This window comes from Acinetobacter sp. ANC 4654 (assembly GCF_002135425.1).
Lineage (GTDB): Bacteria > Pseudomonadota > Gammaproteobacteria > Pseudomonadales > Moraxellaceae > Acinetobacter > Acinetobacter kyonggiensis.
Genome location: NZ_NEGL01000007.1, coordinates 139988 through 158300 on the forward strand (window position 1 = coordinate 139988; position 18313 = coordinate 158300).

19 protein-coding genes are annotated in these 18313 nt (G+C 39.8%); 13 read left to right on the top strand and 6 right to left on the bottom strand.

The window, feature by feature from the left end; translation table 11 throughout:
• The first annotated feature begins 50 nt into the window (after positions 1 to 50).
• The gene (ruvA, locus tag B9T24_RS12280) at positions 51 to 653 is read left to right on the top strand and encodes a Holliday junction branch migration protein RuvA (RefSeq protein ID WP_004648348.1); all 603 of its coding nucleotides are present in this window, start codon (positions 51 to 53) and stop codon (positions 651 to 653) included.
• Between the two features lie 249 nt (positions 654 to 902).
• Positions 903 to 1907, top strand: a complete 1005-nt coding sequence (ruvB, locus tag B9T24_RS12285; RefSeq protein WP_086166039.1) for a Holliday junction branch migration DNA helicase RuvB — start codon at positions 903 to 905, stop codon at positions 1905 to 1907.
• A gap of 143 nt (positions 1908 to 2050) precedes the next feature.
• On the opposite strand, the gene B9T24_RS12290 is transcribed toward ruvB, so the two are convergent.
• Positions 2051 to 2635 carry a hypothetical protein gene (locus B9T24_RS12290; protein ID WP_086166040.1) on the bottom strand — a complete coding sequence of 195 codons (585 nt, stop codon included), beginning with the start codon at positions 2633 to 2635 and terminating at the stop codon, positions 2051 to 2053.
• Between the two features lie 230 nt (positions 2636 to 2865).
• On the opposite strand from B9T24_RS12290, the gene ybgC reads away from it, so the two are divergent.
• The 6 genes from ybgC to pal all read left to right on the top strand — a co-directional run bounded on the left by ybgC (position 2866) and on the right by pal (position 8028).
• A complete protein-coding gene (ybgC, locus tag B9T24_RS12295) occupies positions 2866 to 3276 on the top strand; it encodes a tol-pal system-associated acyl-CoA thioesterase (protein WP_004648345.1) in 411 nt (136 codons plus the stop codon).
• A gap of 23 nt (positions 3277 to 3299) precedes the next feature.
• Positions 3300 to 3998 carry a protein TolQ gene (gene tolQ / locus B9T24_RS12300; RefSeq protein WP_086166041.1) on the top strand — a complete coding sequence of 233 codons (699 nt, stop codon included), beginning with the start codon at positions 3300 to 3302 and terminating at the stop codon, positions 3996 to 3998.
• Positions 3998 to 4447, top strand: coding sequence for a protein TolR (tolR, locus tag B9T24_RS12305; protein WP_086166042.1), 450 nt, complete (start codon positions 3998 to 4000; stop codon positions 4445 to 4447). Before tolQ ends, tolR begins: the two co-directional genes overlap by 1 nt.
• Positions 4448 to 4450: 3 nt before the next feature.
• The gene (tolA, locus tag B9T24_RS12310) at positions 4451 to 5935 is read left to right on the top strand and encodes a cell envelope integrity protein TolA (protein WP_086166043.1); all 1485 of its coding nucleotides are present in this window, start codon (positions 4451 to 4453) and stop codon (positions 5933 to 5935) included.
• A gap of 201 nt (positions 5936 to 6136) precedes the next feature.
• Entirely contained in the window at positions 6137 to 7420 is a 1284-nt protein-coding gene (gene tolB, locus B9T24_RS12315; RefSeq protein WP_171264904.1) for a Tol-Pal system beta propeller repeat protein TolB, read from the top strand.
• Between the two features lie 38 nt (positions 7421 to 7458).
• The gene (gene pal, locus B9T24_RS12320) at positions 7459 to 8028 is read left to right on the top strand and encodes a peptidoglycan-associated lipoprotein Pal (RefSeq protein ID WP_004648339.1); all 570 of its coding nucleotides are present in this window, start codon (positions 7459 to 7461) and stop codon (positions 8026 to 8028) included.
• Between the two features lie 65 nt (positions 8029 to 8093).
• Here the strand turns inward: pal and B9T24_RS12325 are convergent, their stop codons facing one another.
• Positions 8094 to 8288, bottom strand: coding sequence for an NF038105 family protein (locus B9T24_RS12325; protein WP_086166045.1), 195 nt, complete (start codon positions 8286 to 8288; stop codon positions 8094 to 8096).
• A 190-nt stretch (positions 8289 to 8478) separates the two neighbouring features.
• Between B9T24_RS12325 and B9T24_RS12330 the strand changes: the two genes are divergently transcribed.
• The 5 genes from B9T24_RS12330 (at position 8479) to B9T24_RS12350 (ending at position 11774) form a co-directional block, all read left to right on the top strand.
• The gene (locus tag B9T24_RS12330; protein WP_086166046.1) at positions 8479 to 9453 is read left to right on the top strand and encodes a class 1 fructose-bisphosphatase; all 975 of its coding nucleotides are present in this window, start codon (positions 8479 to 8481) and stop codon (positions 9451 to 9453) included.
• A gap of 51 nt (positions 9454 to 9504) precedes the next feature.
• On the top strand, positions 9505 to 10281 hold the full coding sequence (locus B9T24_RS12335) for a TrmH family RNA methyltransferase (RefSeq protein WP_086166047.1): 777 nt from the start codon (positions 9505 to 9507) through the stop codon (positions 10279 to 10281).
• Positions 10282 to 10448: 167 nt separating this feature from the next.
• Entirely contained in the window at positions 10449 to 11063 is a 615-nt protein-coding gene (locus B9T24_RS12340) for an RNA polymerase sigma factor (protein ID WP_086166048.1), read from the top strand.
• The gene (locus B9T24_RS12345; RefSeq protein ID WP_086166049.1) at positions 11060 to 11380 is read left to right on the top strand and encodes a hypothetical protein; all 321 of its coding nucleotides are present in this window, start codon (positions 11060 to 11062) and stop codon (positions 11378 to 11380) included. The genes B9T24_RS12340 and B9T24_RS12345 overlap by 4 nt, the downstream gene beginning before the upstream one ends.
• The gene (locus tag B9T24_RS12350; RefSeq protein WP_004648331.1) at positions 11370 to 11774 is read left to right on the top strand and encodes a DUF3106 domain-containing protein; all 405 of its coding nucleotides are present in this window, start codon (positions 11370 to 11372) and stop codon (positions 11772 to 11774) included. Before B9T24_RS12345 ends, B9T24_RS12350 begins: the two co-directional genes overlap by 11 nt.
• 167 nt (positions 11775 to 11941) lie before the next feature.
• On the opposite strand, the gene B9T24_RS12355 is transcribed toward B9T24_RS12350, so the two are convergent.
• The 4 genes from B9T24_RS12355 to cxpE all read right to left on the bottom strand — a co-directional run bounded on the left by B9T24_RS12355 (position 11942) and on the right by cxpE (position 18242).
• Positions 11942 to 14341, bottom strand: a complete 2400-nt coding sequence (locus B9T24_RS12355; RefSeq protein WP_086166050.1) for a CSLREA domain-containing protein — start codon at positions 14339 to 14341, stop codon at positions 11942 to 11944.
• Positions 14342 to 14344: 3 nt separating this feature from the next.
• On the bottom strand, positions 14345 to 16183 hold the full coding sequence (gene rbtA, locus B9T24_RS12360; RefSeq protein ID WP_086166051.1) for a rhombotarget A: 1839 nt from the start codon (positions 16181 to 16183) through the stop codon (positions 14345 to 14347).
• 118 nt (positions 16184 to 16301) lie between these two features.
• Entirely contained in the window at positions 16302 to 17006 is a 705-nt protein-coding gene (gene hda, locus B9T24_RS12365; RefSeq protein ID WP_086166052.1) for a DnaA regulatory inactivator Hda, read from the bottom strand.
• Positions 17007 to 17021: 15 nt separating this feature from the next.
• Entirely contained in the window at positions 17022 to 18242 is a 1221-nt protein-coding gene (gene cxpE, locus B9T24_RS12370; protein ID WP_086166053.1) for a chloramphenicol efflux transporter CxpE, read from the bottom strand.
• Between the last annotated feature and the right edge of the window lie 71 nt (positions 18243 to 18313).

Sequence of the window (18313 nt, forward strand, 5' to 3'; positions counted from 1 at the left end):
GCAAATGCTCACTACTATGCAACAAACGATAGATAAGTGAAAAAATCAAAATGATTGGATGTCTCATTGGTGAAGTGTTTGCTTTGGAAGCACCAACGGTATTATTAAATGTAAATGGCGTTGGCTATGAAGTGGACACCCCGCTTTCGACCTTTTGCCAATTACAAAAGGGGCAAAAAGTCACGTTATGGACGCATTTAACCGTACGTGAAGATGCGCAATTACTTTATGGTTTTTTAGATGCACAAGAAAAAACCATTTTCCGTACCCTCCTTAAAGTAAACGGTGTGGGTCCTAAAATGGCTTTAGGCATTCTATCTACTTTAAGTATCGACCTGCTAATTCATACCGTTGAAAATGAAGATATTAATACACTCATTAAAGTTCCGGGTGTGGGTAGAAAAACCGCTGAACGTTTGATGATTGAACTACGTGATCGCTTTAAAACACTTGCATCAGGTTCAACCGCTGTAAACTCGACCACAACTCAAATTCAGTTCAACTCAAATTCACCCGTTGCCGAAGCAGAAGCTGCGTTACAATCACTGGGTTATAAACCTGCCGAAGCGCAAAAACTGATTAATGCGGTAAAAGCAGATTTTACTGAAGCCAGTGATATTATCCGTGCTGCGTTAAAGTCGATGAATAGATAAAAAAATTTAAATCTAACACTACATGAAATTCGATACACGAATGGCGACATGGATGTCGCCAGTTAAATAGGAGATACAGGACGTGTCCTCTGTTTAACAAAAGGGTTTCGTTACCTTGCGCGGTATACTGCTCATCTGTCAAAAGTAAAGTTATGCCAGCACAATGGTATCTAAACTCAAATATTTATCTGAGGCTGTATAAATCATCACAGACTCAATTGATGCCCCTAAAGGTAAATCTAAATCATTATGCAAGACCGTTTAATCAGTGGTTCTGAAAAACCTGAAGATCATTTTGATCGTGCCATTCGCCCCACTTCACTTGATGACTATGTGGGTCAACCTGTGGTGCGTGAGCAAATGGAAATCTTTATTGGCGCAGCACGTGGTCGTGGTGAAGCACTTGACCATACTTTAATTTTTGGCCCACCCGGTTTAGGTAAAACCACACTGGCCAATATTATTGCACGTGAAATGGGTGGTAACTTAAAGTCAACTTCAGGTCCAGTACTGGAACGGGCTGGTGACTTGGCCGCCATGCTAACCAACCTTGAAGAAGGTGATGTTTTATTTATTGATGAAATCCACCGTCTTTCCCCTGTGATTGAAGAAATTCTCTACCCTGCAATGGAAGACTACCAACTCGATATTATGATTGGTGAAGGCCCCGGTGCTCGTTCCATTAAACTGGATTTACCCCCGTTTACTTTGGTTGCGGCAACCACTCGTGCAGGTTTACTGACCTCTCCACTACGTGACCGTTTTGGTATTGTGCAGCGTTTAGAGTTTTATTCGGTTGCTGACTTAACTCACATTGTGTCACGTTCAGCCAGTTTAATGGATGTTCCCATGACTGCCGATGGCGCTAAAGAAATTGCTCGTCGCGCACGCGGTACGCCCCGTATTGCCAATCGTTTATTGCGTCGTGTACGTGACTATGCTCAAGTCAAAGGGACTGGCGAAGTCAATCAAGATATGGCGCAACGGGCATTGGACATGCTGAATGTCGATAAAGATGGTTTAGACACTTTAGACCGTCGTTATTTAAGTATGTTGTTAGAGCGTTTTGACGGTGGCCCTGCTGGTGTGGAAGCTTTAGCTGCGGCTATGGCGGAAGATTCAGGCACCTTAGAAGATGTTATTGAACCCTATTTGATTCAGCAAGGTTATGCGATGCGTACAGCACGCGGGCGTATTGCCACCAATATGGCGTATTTACAGTTTGGTATGACGCCACCTGAGCCGAAAAATTAATAAACTTAGATAAGCTCGTTTTACGAGCTTATCTAAAAGAATTAATTCAAAGCTGAATCTTCTTCTAAAATTTTATTGATTGAAATTTAACGACTCAAAAATACTGCCCCTAACACTCTTCTTTAATAAATAGCGAGGGAATTTTATTCTAACTTAGAAATCACTCTAACTTCTTCCACCAGCATCAACTCACATGCACCATTTCCCGTATCTTCACGGCTGAGTGAACTACGCCATGTCCATCCATCTTGAGCCTTCACTTCAACCAACTGCCCTTTTAAATAAATCAAATTATCTTGATCAATTTGCGCCAGTTGTTTGGCAATCGCTTTAGTTGCAGGAATTAAATGCGTATTGGCACTCTGACTTGATATTTCATTGACAGGAATAGGCGGTGCATTTTCATACCGCCAATAATACCAACGGTTACTCTGTCGAATGGACAGCTGCTTATAGACCGCAGGATCTGCCATCCGATCCCAGCCTAAAGCAAAATCGACAGGACTAAGCTGCGCTTCACGCCCCAAGTTATAGTTTTCTTTGGACAAAACTCGAAACTCACCTGCATACGGTGCCAAATTGGTCATCACAAACTGATCACTGTGATGCACACCATCGACCACTTGATAATCAGTTGAATCCTGAATGCCAGAATGAGGTGCCGCCCAATACGACCAAAGCGCATAACCTATTGCCAGTGCGACCAACCACTTTATATATCGATTCATTGCATGTTCTCCCCCAGAACAGCAAGAGTGTATCTTAGTTCATCAACAATTTTATATAGCTTCAAATTGTATTTGAAACCTTGTGCCATTGGAGGAAAAGCTCAGAGTGCTAAACTTCCACGCTATACAGAGCTTGACTCTTAGCGAAAGCAGCATCATTTTAAAAGATGAAAACCTCCCTAAAAGTACGGCTTTAAAATATAAAACCGAACCCAAAATGGAACAAGATCATGGCGAATAAATTCGAATTTCAAATTCGTGTATACATTGAAGATACTGATGCAGGTGGCATTGTCTATCATGCAAATCATATTCGCTTTATGGAGCGTACCCGTACTGAATGGTTACGTGCAGCAGGTGTTGAACATTACTGGCACCAAAAAGATTATCACTTCGTGGTACACAAAATAAATGTGAAATATTCACGTCCAATCCTTATGGATGACCTGATTACGGTTACAGCGAGTGTTGTTTCATGTAAAGCAACATCTTTTGTATTGCAACAAAATATTTATCGTGGTGAAATCATGCTGGCATCTGGTGAAGTCGAATTGGCATGTATCAGTGTAGACGGCATGCGCCCAACACGGCTTCCTGAAGAAATCCGTCAACTAATTCTAAAAGAGTTAGGACAAGACTAAAAATTTATTGGCACATTGTAACTATGGCAACTCAATTAGAATCTTCTTTACACATATCAGATCTTATTTTACAAGCAAGCCCTGTGGTTCAACTGGTCATGTTGGTACTGCTGCTGGCATCCTTATACAGTTGGTATCTGATTGCCAAGTTACATATGAGTTATAAAAAAGCCCAGACGGATGATGAACATTTTCAAAAAATCTTCTGGTCTGGGGCTGAACTCAATACGCTATACAACAACGCACAACTCAATTCTAAACGTACTGGTTTAGAAGATATTTTCTACCAAGGCATTGGTGAATTTTTTAAACTCAAAAAATTTCAAGCAACCACTCAACAAACCATCGACGGTACTGAACGTATTTTACGTGTCGGTTTAAGTCGTGACCAAGGTGGACTTGAACAAGGCTTAGGCGCATTGGCCAGTATTGGTTCTGTTGCACCCTATATCGGTTTATTCGGTACGGTTTGGGGCATCATGAATGCCTTTATTGGTCTGGCAGATGTTGATCAAGTCACACTTGCAACGGTTGCTCCGGGTATTGCTGAGGCACTCATTGCAACCGCCATTGGTTTATTTGCTGCTATTCCTGCGGTATTGGCATTTAACCATTACACAGCCAAAGGTGAAACTGTCTATTCAGACCGTGCATTGTTTGCTGAAGAAATGGTGGCGCTATTACAACGTCAAACTGTGAGTTCTACACAGGAAAATGACTAATGGCAATTCAACGTTCTGGACGCTTTGAGCGTGTCAAAAAACCCCTAAAAAGTGAGATGAACGTCGTTCCGTATATTGACGTGATGCTGGTACTTTTAGTCATCTTTATGGTCACTGCACCCATGATCACCAGTGGGATTAAAGTGGATTTACCCCAAGCCAATGGTAATCCCATTGAATCTAAAGATGCACCGACCATCGTCACTTTGGATAAAGATGGTCTTTATTATGTGGAATATAAAAACCAAAAAAATGGCCCCATTGATCTGACTCAACTGACCAATATTTTAGTTGAGGCTCAAATACAAGCCAAAAACGATAATAAAGAACTAAATGTCGTCATTAACGGTCATAACACTCGCCCATATGGAGATGTCATGGCTTTAATGTCTAGTCTACAAGATGCGGGTTTAACACAAGTTAGCTTACTCACTCAGCCTTTAGAATAAAGTATGAAAGATTTCAAACAGCCACCATCTAAAGAAAAAACCATTGCGCTTGGATTTACCGTTGCGGTCCATGTGGTGGCTATCACTGGCTTACTTTTTTTAGGCATGAGTAAACCTGTAGCCCCCCCTAAACAAATTAAAATGGTTTTAATCACACCAGAAGATTTAATCCCACCTGAACCTGTGCCTTTAGAACAAACAGATTCAGCAGAAACAGCACATGAAAAAGTTGCAGAACAAGTGCAACAAACGGCGGAACCAAGTGTTGAACCAGCGCCTGTTATTCCAGTTGCCCCCCCCTCACCTATAACCCCAAAACCTGATACAAATAAAGCCGTACAAGAAGCCAAAGCAGAAGCATTACGTCAAGCAGAGCAACAAGCTGCTGCCAAAGCTGACGCTGCGAATAAAGCAAAGGCTGACGCTGCAAACAAAGCCAAAGCCGATGCTGCGAATAAAGCCAAAGCGGATGCTGCAAACAAAGCAAAGGCTGATGCTGCAAACAAAGCAAAGGCTGATGCTGCGAATAAAGCCAAAGCTGACGCTGCGAATAAAGCCAGAGCTGACGCTGCAAACAAAGCCAAAGCCGAGGCAGCAAACAAAGCCAAAGCTGACGCTGCGAATAAAGCAAAGGCTGACGCTGCTGAAAAAGCTCAAGCCGACGCTGCAAATAAAGCCAAAGCCGATGCTGCAAATAAAGCCAAAACTGACGCTGCTGAAAAAGCTAGAGCTGACGCTGCAAACAAAGCCAAAGCCGATGCTGCAAATAAAGCCAAAACTGACGCTGCGAATAAAGCCAAAGCTGATGCTGCAAACAAAGCCAAAGCCGACGCTGCAAACAAAGCCAGAGCCGACGCTGCGAATAAAGCCAAAGCTGACGCTGCGAATAAAGCCAAAACTGACGCTGCCAATAAAGCCAAAACTGACGCTGCAAATAAAGCCAAAACTGACGCTGCCAATAAAGCCAAAACTGACGCTGCCAATAAAGCCAAAGCTGACGCTGCGAATAAAGCCAAAGCGGATGCTGCGAATAAAGCCAAAGCCGATGCTGCGAATAAAGCCAAAGCCGATGCTGTGAATAAAGCCAAAGCCGATGCTGCAAATAAAGCAAAAGCCGATGCTGCAAATAAAGCCAAAGCCGATGCTGCTGAAGAAGCTAAAGCATCGGCTGCAAAACAAGCCGCAGAAGAAGCTGCCACTAAAAAAGCTGAAGCGAAGAAAATTGCTTCTACTGCAAAGCGTGATTTTGAAAATAAAGTTAAACGCGCTTGGGATATTCCAAACAGTTCATCAGGTCAGAAAGCCACTGCACGTGTGACTTTAAGTGACAGTGGTGCAGTTCAATCTGTTATTGTGAACTCAAGTGACCCAGATATGAAAGCCAGTGTAGAGGCCGCTGTACGTGCGGCGGCACCTTATCCAATGCCGTCAGATCCAGATGCCCGACGTGAAGCTAGAACATTTACCTCTAGCTTTACAGCGAAATAAAAAACAGCCATATCAATTCAATTTGATGTGGCTATTTAACATTGAATTTAAGCTCAGCAAAGATGATAAAATTTCATTCATTTTTCACAGTCTTATAACAGTTTTGACATAATGATGTACTTTTAATAATTTAAAATCATGCCATTATGTGACACAACCGAATTCACAATAATTCACATCTTTTAGAGTACGTAGCGGATGATGGAAATGACGCGTAAACATCTACTTTGCCTCACCATTTTGACAGCATTAAGCCCAGTTTTAGCCACCCAATCTTATGCCCAACTTCATTTAGAAATTGCTAAAGCACCAGAAGCAGCACCTAAAATTGCCATTATTCCCTTCAATAATGACCAAAATATTTATCCGATTGTCGAAAGTGACCTCAACCGCTCTGGTAAATTTTCAAGTGCTTCAAAAAATTTACCTGCAACTGCAAGTATGAATGCTCCAAATGCAGAGGCATGGAAAACGGCAGGTGTTCCCTATTTAGTCACAGGTACAGTCAAAACAACTGAAAATGGCAGCTTTGAAGTTCACTATCAACTCTATGATGTAGAAAAACAACAGTATCTACTCAATGAGTTACTTACAGTTCCAGCTTCACGTATTCGCCAAGCTGGACACATGATTAGTGATGCCATTTATCAAGCACTGACAGGAATTGCTGGTGACTTTAGTGGTCGTATTGCTTATGTATTACGCAACCCAGCGACACCTGAACAACGTTATACTTTACAAATTGCCGATACCGATGGCGAACAACCCAAAACTATTCTGACCTCACGTGATCCAATTCTGTCACCTGCGTGGACACCAGACGCAAAAAAAATTGCTTATGTTTCATTTGAAACCAAGCGCCCCGCGATTTATGTACAAGATTTGGCGACAGGACAACGTGAAAAACTCGCGAGCTTCCGTGGTTTAAATGGTGCGCCTAGCTTCTCTCCAGATGGTCAAAGCATGTTGTTTACCGCATCACTGCATGGCAATCCTGAAATCTATCAAATGAACTTAACGACACGTACACTACAGCGTATGACCAACGATAGTGCAATTGATACTGAAGCACGTTATGCCCCAGATGGTAAATCCTTTATTTTTACCTCGGATCGCGGTGGTTCAGCACAAATTTATCGCTATAATTTTGCTGATGATTCAAGTAAGCGCCTGACTTTCCGTGGCGCATTTAATGCACGGGGTACTTTAAGCGCCGATGGTAAAAAAATCGCTCTGGTTCATCGTCCAAGTGGTAGTAATTACAAAGTTGCCATTCAAGACATCAATACAGGGATTACCAACATTCTGACTCCAACCAGTTTGGATGAATCACCAAGTTTCTCTCCAAATGGGCAAATGGTGGTGTATGCAACGCGTGAAGGTAATCGTGGATTATTATCTATCATGTCATTGGATGGTCGTTTCCGCATGAATTTACCCAGTGAACAAGGTGAAGTTCGTGAGCCAGCTTGGGCACCTAAATAACAATTTAATTTAAAGCAATGATGATCATGGAGATGAAAATGAAATTAGTAAAATTATTGGTCCTTCCTGTTCTTGCAACAACCTTAGTGATGACAGGTTGTGCAAGCCGTAAACCTGCTGCTGAAATTCAAGCAGGTCAAAACCCGAACAGTGCGGGTACAGTAAGTACCGAAGGTTTAAGTGAAGATGCTGCACTCAATGCCCAAAACTTAGCGGGTGCTTCTTCAAAAGGTGTAACTGCTGCAAACAAAGCATTCTTAGCGAAACGTGTGGTGCATTTTGACTATGACAGCAGTGACCTTTCCAATGATGATTACCAAACACTGCAAGCACATGCACAATTTCTGGTAGCGAATGCAAATTCGAAAGTGGCTTTAACGGGTCATACCGATGAACGTGGTACACGTGAATACAACATGGCTTTGGGTGAACGTCGTGCCAAAGCGGTAGAAAGCTTCTTAATCACCAATGGTGTTGCAGCAACCCAATTAGAAGCCGTAAGCTATGGTAAAGAAATGCCGATTAATGCAGGGCATGATGAAAACGCTTGGAAAGAAAATCGCCGCGTAGAACTTAACTACGAAGCCGTTCCACCTTTATTAAAATAATGACTTTGAATAAGAAAGCGCTCAAATTGAGCGCTTTCTTATTACTTAATTATTTAGATTAGCATTTAAGCTTTTTCAGATGTATCCGGTTCTTCATGCGAGCTTTGCATAGATTCGATCAGATCATGCTTGTTGAATTTTTTATATTCAGGTTTAGCTTCGTAATCCTTCCATGCTTCTTTTACTTTCTCGGCAGAAATATCGTCTAAATTCATCGCTTCATTTGGCGTTGGAGTCGCATCAAACCTTTGTGTTGTCATAACCGTGCTCCTATCCCTGTTTTTAAATAACCTCTGCTCACATCAACATAGCATTTTCCATAAAACTTACAAGGGTAAAATCACGACAAATAGTCGAGTTTAATTGTTCTTTTGTCTCGTTCTCATCTAAAATGAGTCCGCATATTCTTTTGATAGTTTTTTATCATTTTCTAGTTGGAGCTTTCCTAGCATGTCATACCTCACCCTTTCCCAATTCTTAGAACAAAAAACAGGGAACGCAACACCAGAACTTTCTCAAGTAATTGAAACAATTGCAAATACTTGTAAAACAATTGATCAAGCATTGCAAAAAGGTGCCTTAGCAGGTGTATTGGGTAGTGCAGAACATGAAAATGTACAAGGTGAAACTCAAAAGAAACTCGATGTCATCTCAAACGATTATTTAATTGATGCGTTAAAAGCTCATCCACAAGTCGGTGGCTTGGCTTCTGAAGAGCTGGATGAATTCACGCCTGCGCAAGAAAATGGTAAATTCCTTGTATTGTTCGATCCACTGGATGGTTCAAGCAACATCGACATCAATATGTGTGTAGGCACAATTTTTTCTATCCTTCCTGCAAAAAATGCAGTGACCCAAGCTGAAGACTTTATGCAGGCTGGGACAGAACAAGTGGCTGCTGGCTATGTATTGTATGGTCCATCTACCATGATGGCACTAACGGTAGGCGCTGGTGTTGTATTCTTTACTTTTGATCCAGAAACTCAAGAATTCCTGCTCACTTCTGAACATGTGCAAGTCGCTGCCAACACGCAAGAATATGCGATTAATGCCTCTAATCAACGTCATTGGGAAGAACCGGTAAAACGCTATATTGCTGAACTTCAAGATGGCAAAACAGCAGTACGTGGCAAAGATTTCAATATGCGTTGGGTCGCATGTATGGTTGGTGACATTCACCGTATTCTTTGCCGCAGTGGTATTTTCTTATATCCATACGATACTAAAGATCCGCAAAAAGCAGGTCGTCTGCGTTTAATGTACGAAGCCAACCCAATGAGTATGTTGATGGAACAAGCCGGTGGTGCATCTACGACGGGTCGTGTTCGTATTCTTGAGATTCAACCCACTGAAATGCATCAACGTGTGCCTGTAATCATTGGTTCTAAAAACGAAGTTGAATTAGCAACCAGCTACCACCATTAATTTAAAAAATGGAAGTGAGTGTATCCACTTACTTCCATGGATAACTCTCCTATGCCAGCTTTTTTTCTTGAATCAAAAGACAATCCAAAAATCAAACACCTACGTGGATTGATTGAACAAAGCTCATTCCGTAAAAAGAATCGTCAAACTGTACTTGAAGGTACACATTTAAGCCTTGCTTGGTTAGCAAAAAATCGTAAAATTCATTCTATTTTCACCACTGAAGTGGCAATGAGCCATCCTGATTTAGAGAAAATCAATGAACTCTATGATGGTTATGTCTTTGTTATCAGTGAATCTTTATATAAAGATTTAAGTACTTTAGGTACATCTTTAGCGTGTTTGGCAATTGTCGACTTACCAAGCTCACCTGAAGCTTTGAATTTTAAAGAAGACACCCTCATTTTAGACAACATCCAAGATCCGGGTAATGTGGGAACATTGCTACGTTCAGCTGCTGCCGCAGGGATTGAGCAAGTTGTATGCACCAAAGGTTCGGCATCTATTTGGTCACCACGCGTCCTTCGTGCAGGTATGGGTGCGCATTTTTCCCTACAAACCTATGAAAATATTGCACTAGAAGACCTTTTAGAAAAATTTACCATACCTGTATATGTCACCAGTTCGCACCAATCTGAAAGCCTTTACTCAAAAAATTTGAGAAAACAGTGCGTTTGGATTCTAGGCAACGAAGGTCAAGGTGTATCTAATTATGCACTTAAGCATGCTGAAGCAGTTTCTATTCCACAGCCCGGTGGACAAGAATCATTGAATGTTGCCGTTGCAGGTTCTATTTGTTTCTTTGAAATGGTTCGTCAACGTTTATAAGCCTGTTCTTTCGTTACTTTATTTTAACCATCGTTCATTGATGTTTAAAAATAGATTACGCTAGAAAAATAATAAGTTTTTTGTCAACCAAACCATTATTTCCAACGTTATATATGTATGAATGTGGAAATAATGGTGGGTATCCAATGACAGGATTTTCCATCTCTATGGATTCAGCACCAAAACAGTCTCAGTCGGAAAAATTAAGTACTCTTAAGAGTACGGCTGAACAACGCCTGAAAATTTTTATGCAGGATGTGACTGGACGTGCTTTAGTGATGATGGAAAGTGCTACTCAAGGTCAACAAGGCATCGCAATGGATTTAGTGCAAGAAGCATTTATTTCCTTACATAAAGCATATGCTGAGAAATCGACTGATGAATGGTATCCCCTGTTTTACACCATTTTGAACCATAAACTACAAGACTGGCGCAGAAAAGAAGTCCGTCGAGCACAACCTTTTTCTTTTTTCAAAAAGGTGAGTTTAGATGACGACGATATAGAACTGAATGATATCGTTGATGAAAATATGCCTAGTCCATTTGATTTTCTTGATCAAGCCGTAACGGCTGAAGAAATACAAGAAGCGATTGCCAAGCTTCCTGTTCGACAGCAACAAGCTTTCATGCTTCGTGCTTGGGAAGGTTTTGATACACACACCACTGCGCAAATTATGGAATGCAGTGAAGGTAGTGTAAAAACGCATTATCACCGTGCTATTCAAGGGCTTAGGTCTTCTTTAGCACATTTAAATCCATATGGTGGAGGGTCATCCGAATGAAACAAGATGATTTCTTAAAACAAGTTACTTCCAAACTCGATGCACTGGCACAACATCATAAAGACAAACCCGTTGTGATGAATCAGGTCATTGAAACAATTCAAGACCGAGCAGCCTCTCGTTACGGACTTTGGAAAATGTCAGGTTTTGCACTTGCCGCTGCAATTACAGGGTTCGTGATATTTCCAAACTCTATTGACATAGCTGAAAAACCGCAAAATCAAGTGGTCGTTACTCCAAAACTTTCACCACAAATGGTTGAAGATTTGGAAATGTTGATGGTTTTAGGCGAGGATAAAGTTCCACATGGCAGCTAAAAGATTAGCATTTGCTTTTTGTGCACTCGGATTTTTACAAACCAGTTTTGCGGGTTTTGAACGTTTTTGGATTTTTTCTAAAGATGCGGACACTCAAGTCACAGAAACATGGGAAACGCTATCAGACGCTGAACAACGGGCACTTATTCAACGTTACCAATCATTAAAGGAATTGCCTGAAGCACAGGGTTCAGCTTTGCATCAACGTATGGATTGGTTTACCCAACTTCCCGAACAAGAAAAGCAAAAAATGCGTGAGACTTGGCAAAAAATGAGTAGCCAAGAACGTAAAGACTTAGGTCGACGCATGCAAAAAGCAACGCATGAAGAAAGACCTGCTATTCGAGATGAATACATTAATAAATATTTGCAACCCCAATCTATCAGCCATTAAATCATAGATAATGACGATCAAAAAGATGGCCATTATCTTTAGATTCAACTCTGCTCAAGCATAGGACTCTTTGATAAAAATATTGGCTTGAATTTCAATCCTAATCAGCGATCAGTTACTTTTTTGATTTTTATAAAAAATGCCTCATTGAATGAGGCATTTTAACTTTACTGTTTTTTTCTTCGTGCTCTATATAAGCCAAGCCCCATTAAACCTAAAATACTATAAACACCAAGACTACCTCCACCAGAAGCAGTAGAACTGGTGTTTTGTGCGGTGTTCTTCAAGGAAATTGTTGCTTGTTTTGAAATTAAACCTTCTGCATCATAAATATTATAATTCAGCTCATAGTCAAATGGACTAAAATTATTCTTTGCTTGCATATGCAGCTGACCACCATAACACGTAAAATGGATGTCATTACCAGGACAGGGGCCAGTATGGTCGGCAGTCACAATTAAACCTGCTGGAATGCTTTCAAGTCGGATAGGTAACTCTACGCCAGCTGCATTTTTATAAAATGCATCTTTATAAGGGGCATTCAACTTTGTCGTAGGTCCATCACCATCATCGCTATCATTTTCCAATGGATTAATACTCAGTACCGAGTTTGAACTTGGAGTAATTGAGTATTCATCCGACTTGGTAATTGGTGCAATATTCTTAAACTGTGCTTTTAAAACACCAGTCGATTCTAAACCTGTGACTTGATTAGAGCGAATCGTATAGGAACAATAAGAAGGGCCTGTTAAATCTGCCAATTTCCCATCTGTGCGATAAAGCATAATTCGCTTCAAATCACTATTCCAAACACACTTAAAGTTTGGATCTGGGTTCCCCACAAATTCACTTCCACCATTTTTTTCAACCAACTCACCGCGTTCTTGCACGATAATATTATAATTTTCGATATTTAATGCTTTCGGTTGCATCGCACCATTACTATTTGGCACTTCTTCATCATTCGGCAATGCCAATGCAAATGGATCGACATAAATCGCCCGGTATTGTTGATTTTCAGTGGTATATTTCAATAAGTCTTCAAATATTTTTAAGTCTTCTGTATCTTGAATTAAGCGATCCTTACGATTCGGGTCTTTAATATCTGCTTTGATTTTATCAATTACGTTTTTATAGTCAGCAATTCGTTCTGCATATGAATCATTAAATAAGTTGGTAATATCTGCCGCAGTTAAACGCATCAGTTCAACCGAACCAATGTCACAAGTATTTTTCATGGTTGGATTCAGCAGCAACGTACCATTAGTAACGCGCTGTATGCCTCGTTGATCCGTTTTACTACACCCCTCCTTATTTACATTAACTAAATCAAATTCATTTTGATTGTTTTTTGGATAGTACAAAGGTAGAAATAGATTATATTCTGATGCTTCTTGATAAGGTGACAATACAGTGAATATATTCGTAGCACCTAAATTTAAATTGCTATTAGAATCATTCGTTCCAGCATTTGAAGCCGTCGGTAAATCACATACCCCTTCTGAACTAAAAGCATTTTGACTCGCAGTAATCTTCCGTTTTGTGTCTGTTAAATCGCCATTATTTAAAGCATAGCGACAAGATTTACCCTTATTAAATGCTAAAAGATTAAAACTTAAGTTAATTGCACCATTATCATCATAATAAAAAGTACTATAAGCATCATTTTCCACAATCGTATTGCTTTCTGCAGTGAATTCATAATTCGAATTCAAGCGATGATTATCACCTACTGCCCGAATAATACTGCCCTTTGTACTGTCGACTTGGTTCTTTGCAATTGTATTTGCGATAAGCTTTAAATTTGGATTACCACACAGCTCAATCATACTTAAACTGCTTGCTGATCGATTTTTCACAATACTGCTGTTACTAATATTAATAACAGCTTTCGTATCTTTCAGATTAGCCTCACAATCCATAGCCAGAACACTACCTTCTTTGGCTTTATTGCCCTGTATAAGCACTTGAGATAGATTAATTTCCTTGCCTCCATTATGCGCAACAAAATAAATGGCTCCACCTTCTTGGGTGGATTCAGAATTTAAAATTGCACTATTCACCATATTTAATGATGCACCAACAAAGAGTGCACCACCAAATTTTTCAGAATAACCATTTTTTAAGATCAGATGAGTCAGATTAAGATTTGCATTGGTATCTGAAGTATTAAAAATACGTGAAGTATTATTTGCATTAATACTGGTTTTTAACGCTTTAAGGGCTGGATAACTATGTGTCAAAGCATTTTTAGTTGAATAGTCTGCTGGCAATTTACCATAAATAAAAACGTCCGTTTCTGGCTTTAACTCACTTTCTAAAATATATTCACCCGCTTCAAGCTGAATGATATCTTTTTGACCATTATCCGTATTACCTGCGTTACACCCCCCATGTGATTTATTATCTTTGGCCGTTTGTATTGCCTCTCTCAATGAGCAATTATTTAAATTATCACCATTTTCATCAGCAAAAGTATTAACATAAATTGTTTTTTCTTCTGCCGCCATTAATGACATTGCAGACAATATCATGCTACAGAGAAATCCTTTTTTATAGTTTTTCATCGATCATCCTTGCTTATTTTTATATCGGCGCAGTCCAACAAGACCTAATATTGTAAATAGACTGAAGAATCCAAATGACCCACCTGATGTACTCACTTTGCTGCTTTCCATATCATTTTTTGGTTGCTGCACAATTTGTACATTAATCTCAAGGTATGGATTAGTTTTATGAAAACGAGTGGTTGACGTCACTAAACGAATTTTAAAAATATCTGCACCCGCCCACGAACCTTGGGGGGTATAGACTAAATTTCCTGCTTCATCAATGGTGAGCTTACCTTTTGATGGGGTCTTGACTTGTATCACTTGCATACAGCCAGCCTGCCATGACTCACCTAATGCTTTTTCATTCAATTTATCTTTTAGTGCTTCACATTCTTCTTTCGGAATTAAATCACTATCTCCGAGTTTGTCAGCAATATTTATTTTGGCAACGCCACCAAGAATTAAATCCTGACCAACAAGACTCGTATTCGGTACAATAATTTCGATTGCCCCACGATCACAAGTATGCTGATCGTCATCTCGGATATTGTCACGTTGATCAGATGTTGCACAAGTCACGATTTTTGCTGTTGAATCAAGCTGTAATTTACCTTTGTTAACAATTAAGCTTTCAAATAAGGTTTTATAACTCATCAATATTCGGGGTCGGAAATATCCTAAAAAAGCACTATCCGATTGAACATAAGGACACAACAGCGCATTTGGATCTTCACTTAAAGTCTTACATTTACCTTCCAAATCATTACCAGCAATAAGCTCAGTCCCTTGCCAAATATCATTTGGATGGTTGCTATCACCAGAGTTACAGCTATCTGTGACAAGATTATTTTGTAGAAAACTATTATCCCCAGCCTTAAAATCACAATTGTTATCTTCTATCATAGGATATGGATTTCCTAAGACAATGCTGTTAGCAAGATATGCTTTTTTTAAGGGAGCATTAAATTGCAGGCCTGCCGAGTTCCCAATAACCGTTAAATTATTTAAACCAATGCCATCACGGACATTAATGATAAAACCTTTATTTTTATAAAAAGTACTATTGATGACACCATAAGTCATTAATGGGAAAGCAGCAATTGCAGCATCATCTAAAGATGCTGCAGAAGATATATTTGCACCCTTCGCCAATGTCGTCTCATTTTCACGGAAAACAGAATTTGATATTCTAAATTGCGGAACCTGACTATAAAGAATAGCCCCTTCAGCTGCTGTGTTCTTTTCAAATAAACTGTACTTAATATTTACAAAACTACGTTCTTTAGCATCTTGCCCCACAGGCACAGCAAAGTTATAAATCGCACCACCTTGTCTTGCGCTACCACCCGATAATTTTACATATTCTAAAGTCAAAAATTCATTGTTATAAATCAACCCACCTTGGTCGGCACATACAGACTGATTACATCCTTGAAGTGTCAATTCAGTCATTTTTATTGCGAAGACTTCTTTTTTTGTATCATCGATAACGAAAATATTGTCCTGACCTAACATTTTTATCATGGCATTATTAATACCAGCAGCAGGCTTATCAAAACCTGTTGTATCGTTATAAAGTGTCCTTAAATTGAGCTGTGCTGAAATTTTAATGTGTGTGTTTAATTTATAGGTTAATTTACTCTCTAATAATATGGTGGAGTCCGTGTCTTTTATACGTCCCACACAGCCCTGATAACCACTATCCACAAAGTCTTTATTGACATATTCAATGGCTTCACGAAGAGAACACTCCGTGTCATCTTTAGAAACATCCTCAATTGTAGTAACTTTAATTTCGCCGCTATAAGCATGTCCTGCAACGCATAACATGCCTATGCCTATGCTCCGTTTGAGCATATCTTTCTCCTTGTGTTCTTTATATATTTTTATTCTTTAGTTGCAAATTCCCTGCAACATCGAACTATTTTGCTGTACTTTGTCACAGCTTTAATAATTTCTCAAGATTTTTTATTGTTTACCGATATTCATCAATTAAGGCATAAATTTGTCTTAAATTGGCATGACTAATTTTAATTTTTTCACCTTTTAGCAACTGAATCAATTGCTCTAAGGTTTGTAGTAAAACAGAGGTTTGATGCGGTCCTTGCATAAGCAAATAGTCTATAACTTGTTGATCAATATGAATGCCACGACGTGTTAATACCGATGTCACGAGCGCATAGCGATCTGCATATAAACTACCCGTTGGCACTTTCACACTGACAGCTTGGGTTAAACGTGATTGTAAATCTGGAAGTTCAAGTTTTAATTCTATAGGTGCAATACGGGAAGAGAAAACCAACTGCCCTCCACCCTCACTATTATAATTAATTAAATGAAAAACTGCTTTTTGCCAATGTGGAACACCACTTATCGCTTCAATGTCATCCAATGCAACAAGGTCATAGCGGTCTAATGATGTGATCGCTTCAGTTGGCGCATCAAGCAACTCAAGTAATGAAACTTGAATGGCAGACTTACCGACATCTAAATAAGAATCACAAATGGCAGAAAGTAAGTGGCTCTTACCCGAACCTGCGCCACCATACACATAAAAACGATTCATTAAACCTGCATGTAGCTGTCGAACTGCATCAATAACATGCCCCCAACTTGGACCCGAAAAATCACTGATTCGAGCATCGAGTTGAGGTTCTATATCTAGCTGCAGTTGACGCATATATGTGTTTTGACCTTAGGGTTCTTTATTGTCTAATGGTTCAATCTTACTCGATTTTTCAGCACCTTGCTGACTTTTTAATGCTTCAGATTGAATTTCAACATCGACCTCTATTTGCTCTGTTTGCAGACTGATTGTACCGGATGAAGAACCCTGTATAACCACAGCAGATAAGTCATACAATCGGCTTTTTTCATACGACTCACGTGCATGTCTAAGTAACACCACAATCACAGCTGCAACAGGTAAGGCAATCAACATCCCCAAGAAACCTGCAAGTTGTGCCCCTGCTAACACTGCAAAAACCACAGCAACGGGTGATAAACCAATTTTATCGCCCAATAGGAAGGGTTGAAGGATGTAACCTTCAATGGCTTGCCCAATCATAAAGACAATAATCACCAGTGCCAAATGTGTCCAATCAATTCCGAACTGAAAAAGCGTTGCAATCACTGCGGCAATAATACCCACGCCAAAGCCTAAATAAGGAATAATACTGGCCAAGCCTGCAACCATCCCAATAATCAAGCCAACTTCTAAACCAATCAGTTGTAAACCAACAGCATAAACCACACCTAAAAGGAACATCACTAAGAATTGCCCCTTTACAAATGCGCCCAGTACATTATGACATTCGCCCACAATACCTAAGGTGATTTTTTCATAATGACGAGGAATCAGGCGACGTAAACTATCAAGCATACGATCCCAATCCAGCAAGAAGTAAAAGGCAATAATCGGAATTAAAACAACAACACCGCCAATTTGAATAAAGTTTAAGCCTGATTGTGCAACACGCAATACCACACTCTGAATACTATCGGCACTATAATTGGTCTGAATATATTCCATAACAACTTTGGAGATCTGTTCAGTATCAATTTCCATTGCTTCAACATTAAAAGTCTGCGATACCCATGGTAAAAAGGTGTAATTCAACCAATGAATACCTGCGGGAATACTGTCTCGCGCATAGATCAGCTGTTGCCAAACCAATGGAACAACATACCAAATTGCCAAAGTGACAATGACACCAATACCGATAAAAACAATGCCAATAGATAACCAGCGCGGCAAACCTATTCTATGAAGTTTATCCACCAATGGACTAAATAAATAAGCAACTAAAAATGCGGCTATAAAAGGCAGTACCACAGGCTTAAGCAAATACAAAACCCAGAGGATGAGTGCAATCCCTGAGAGTATAAAAATACGACGTAAGGTGCGATCAACCATAGATTCGAGCCTTTTTTAGGTTTATTCGTTATAGAAAGTAAAATATTTGAATAAAGATAGCATTTTGGTGC

Bases quoted from the DNA above. Each gene is read 5' to 3' on its own strand.
- B9T24_RS12355 (WP_086166050.1), bottom strand. From the start codon at position 14,341: ATGAAAAACTATAAAAAAGGATTTCTCTGTAGCATGATATTGTCTGCA.
- B9T24_RS12350 (WP_004648331.1), top strand. From the start codon at position 11,370: ATGGCAGCTAAAAGATTAGCATTTGCTTTTTGTGCACTCGGATTTTTA.
- ruvB (WP_086166039.1), top strand. From the start codon at position 903: ATGCAAGACCGTTTAATCAGTGGTTCTGAAAAACCTGAAGATCATTTT.
- B9T24_RS12330 (WP_086166046.1), top strand. From the start codon at position 8,479: ATGTCATACCTCACCCTTTCCCAATTCTTAGAACAAAAAACAGGGAAC.
- cxpE (WP_086166053.1), bottom strand. From the start codon at position 18,242: ATGGTTGATCGCACCTTACGTCGTATTTTTATACTCTCAGGGATTGCA.
- ruvA (WP_004648348.1), top strand. From the start codon at position 51: ATGATTGGATGTCTCATTGGTGAAGTGTTTGCTTTGGAAGCACCAACG.
- pal (WP_004648339.1), top strand. From the start codon at position 7,459: ATGAAATTAGTAAAATTATTGGTCCTTCCTGTTCTTGCAACAACCTTA.
- tolQ (WP_086166041.1), top strand. From the start codon at position 3,300: ATGGCAACTCAATTAGAATCTTCTTTACACATATCAGATCTTATTTTA.
- tolB (WP_171264904.1), top strand. From the start codon at position 6,137: ATGGAAATGACGCGTAAACATCTACTTTGCCTCACCATTTTGACAGCA.
- rbtA (WP_086166051.1), bottom strand. From the start codon at position 16,183: ATGCTCAAACGGAGCATAGGCATAGGCATGTTATGCGTTGCAGGACAT.
- B9T24_RS12335 (WP_086166047.1), top strand. From the start codon at position 9,505: ATGCCAGCTTTTTTTCTTGAATCAAAAGACAATCCAAAAATCAAACAC.
- B9T24_RS12290 (WP_086166040.1), bottom strand. From the start codon at position 2,635: ATGAATCGATATATAAAGTGGTTGGTCGCACTGGCAATAGGTTATGCG.
- hda (WP_086166052.1), bottom strand. From the start codon at position 17,006: ATGCGTCAACTGCAGCTAGATATAGAACCTCAACTCGATGCTCGAATC.
- ybgC (WP_004648345.1), top strand. From the start codon at position 2,866: ATGGCGAATAAATTCGAATTTCAAATTCGTGTATACATTGAAGATACT.
- B9T24_RS12325 (WP_086166045.1), bottom strand. From the start codon at position 8,288: ATGACAACACAAAGGTTTGATGCGACTCCAACGCCAAATGAAGCGATG.
- B9T24_RS12340 (WP_086166048.1), top strand. From the start codon at position 10,449: ATGGATTCAGCACCAAAACAGTCTCAGTCGGAAAAATTAAGTACTCTT.
- B9T24_RS12345 (WP_086166049.1), top strand. From the start codon at position 11,060: ATGAAACAAGATGATTTCTTAAAACAAGTTACTTCCAAACTCGATGCA.
- tolR (WP_086166042.1), top strand. From the start codon at position 3,998: ATGGCAATTCAACGTTCTGGACGCTTTGAGCGTGTCAAAAAACCCCTA.
- tolA (WP_086166043.1), top strand. From the start codon at position 4,451: ATGAAAGATTTCAAACAGCCACCATCTAAAGAAAAAACCATTGCGCTT.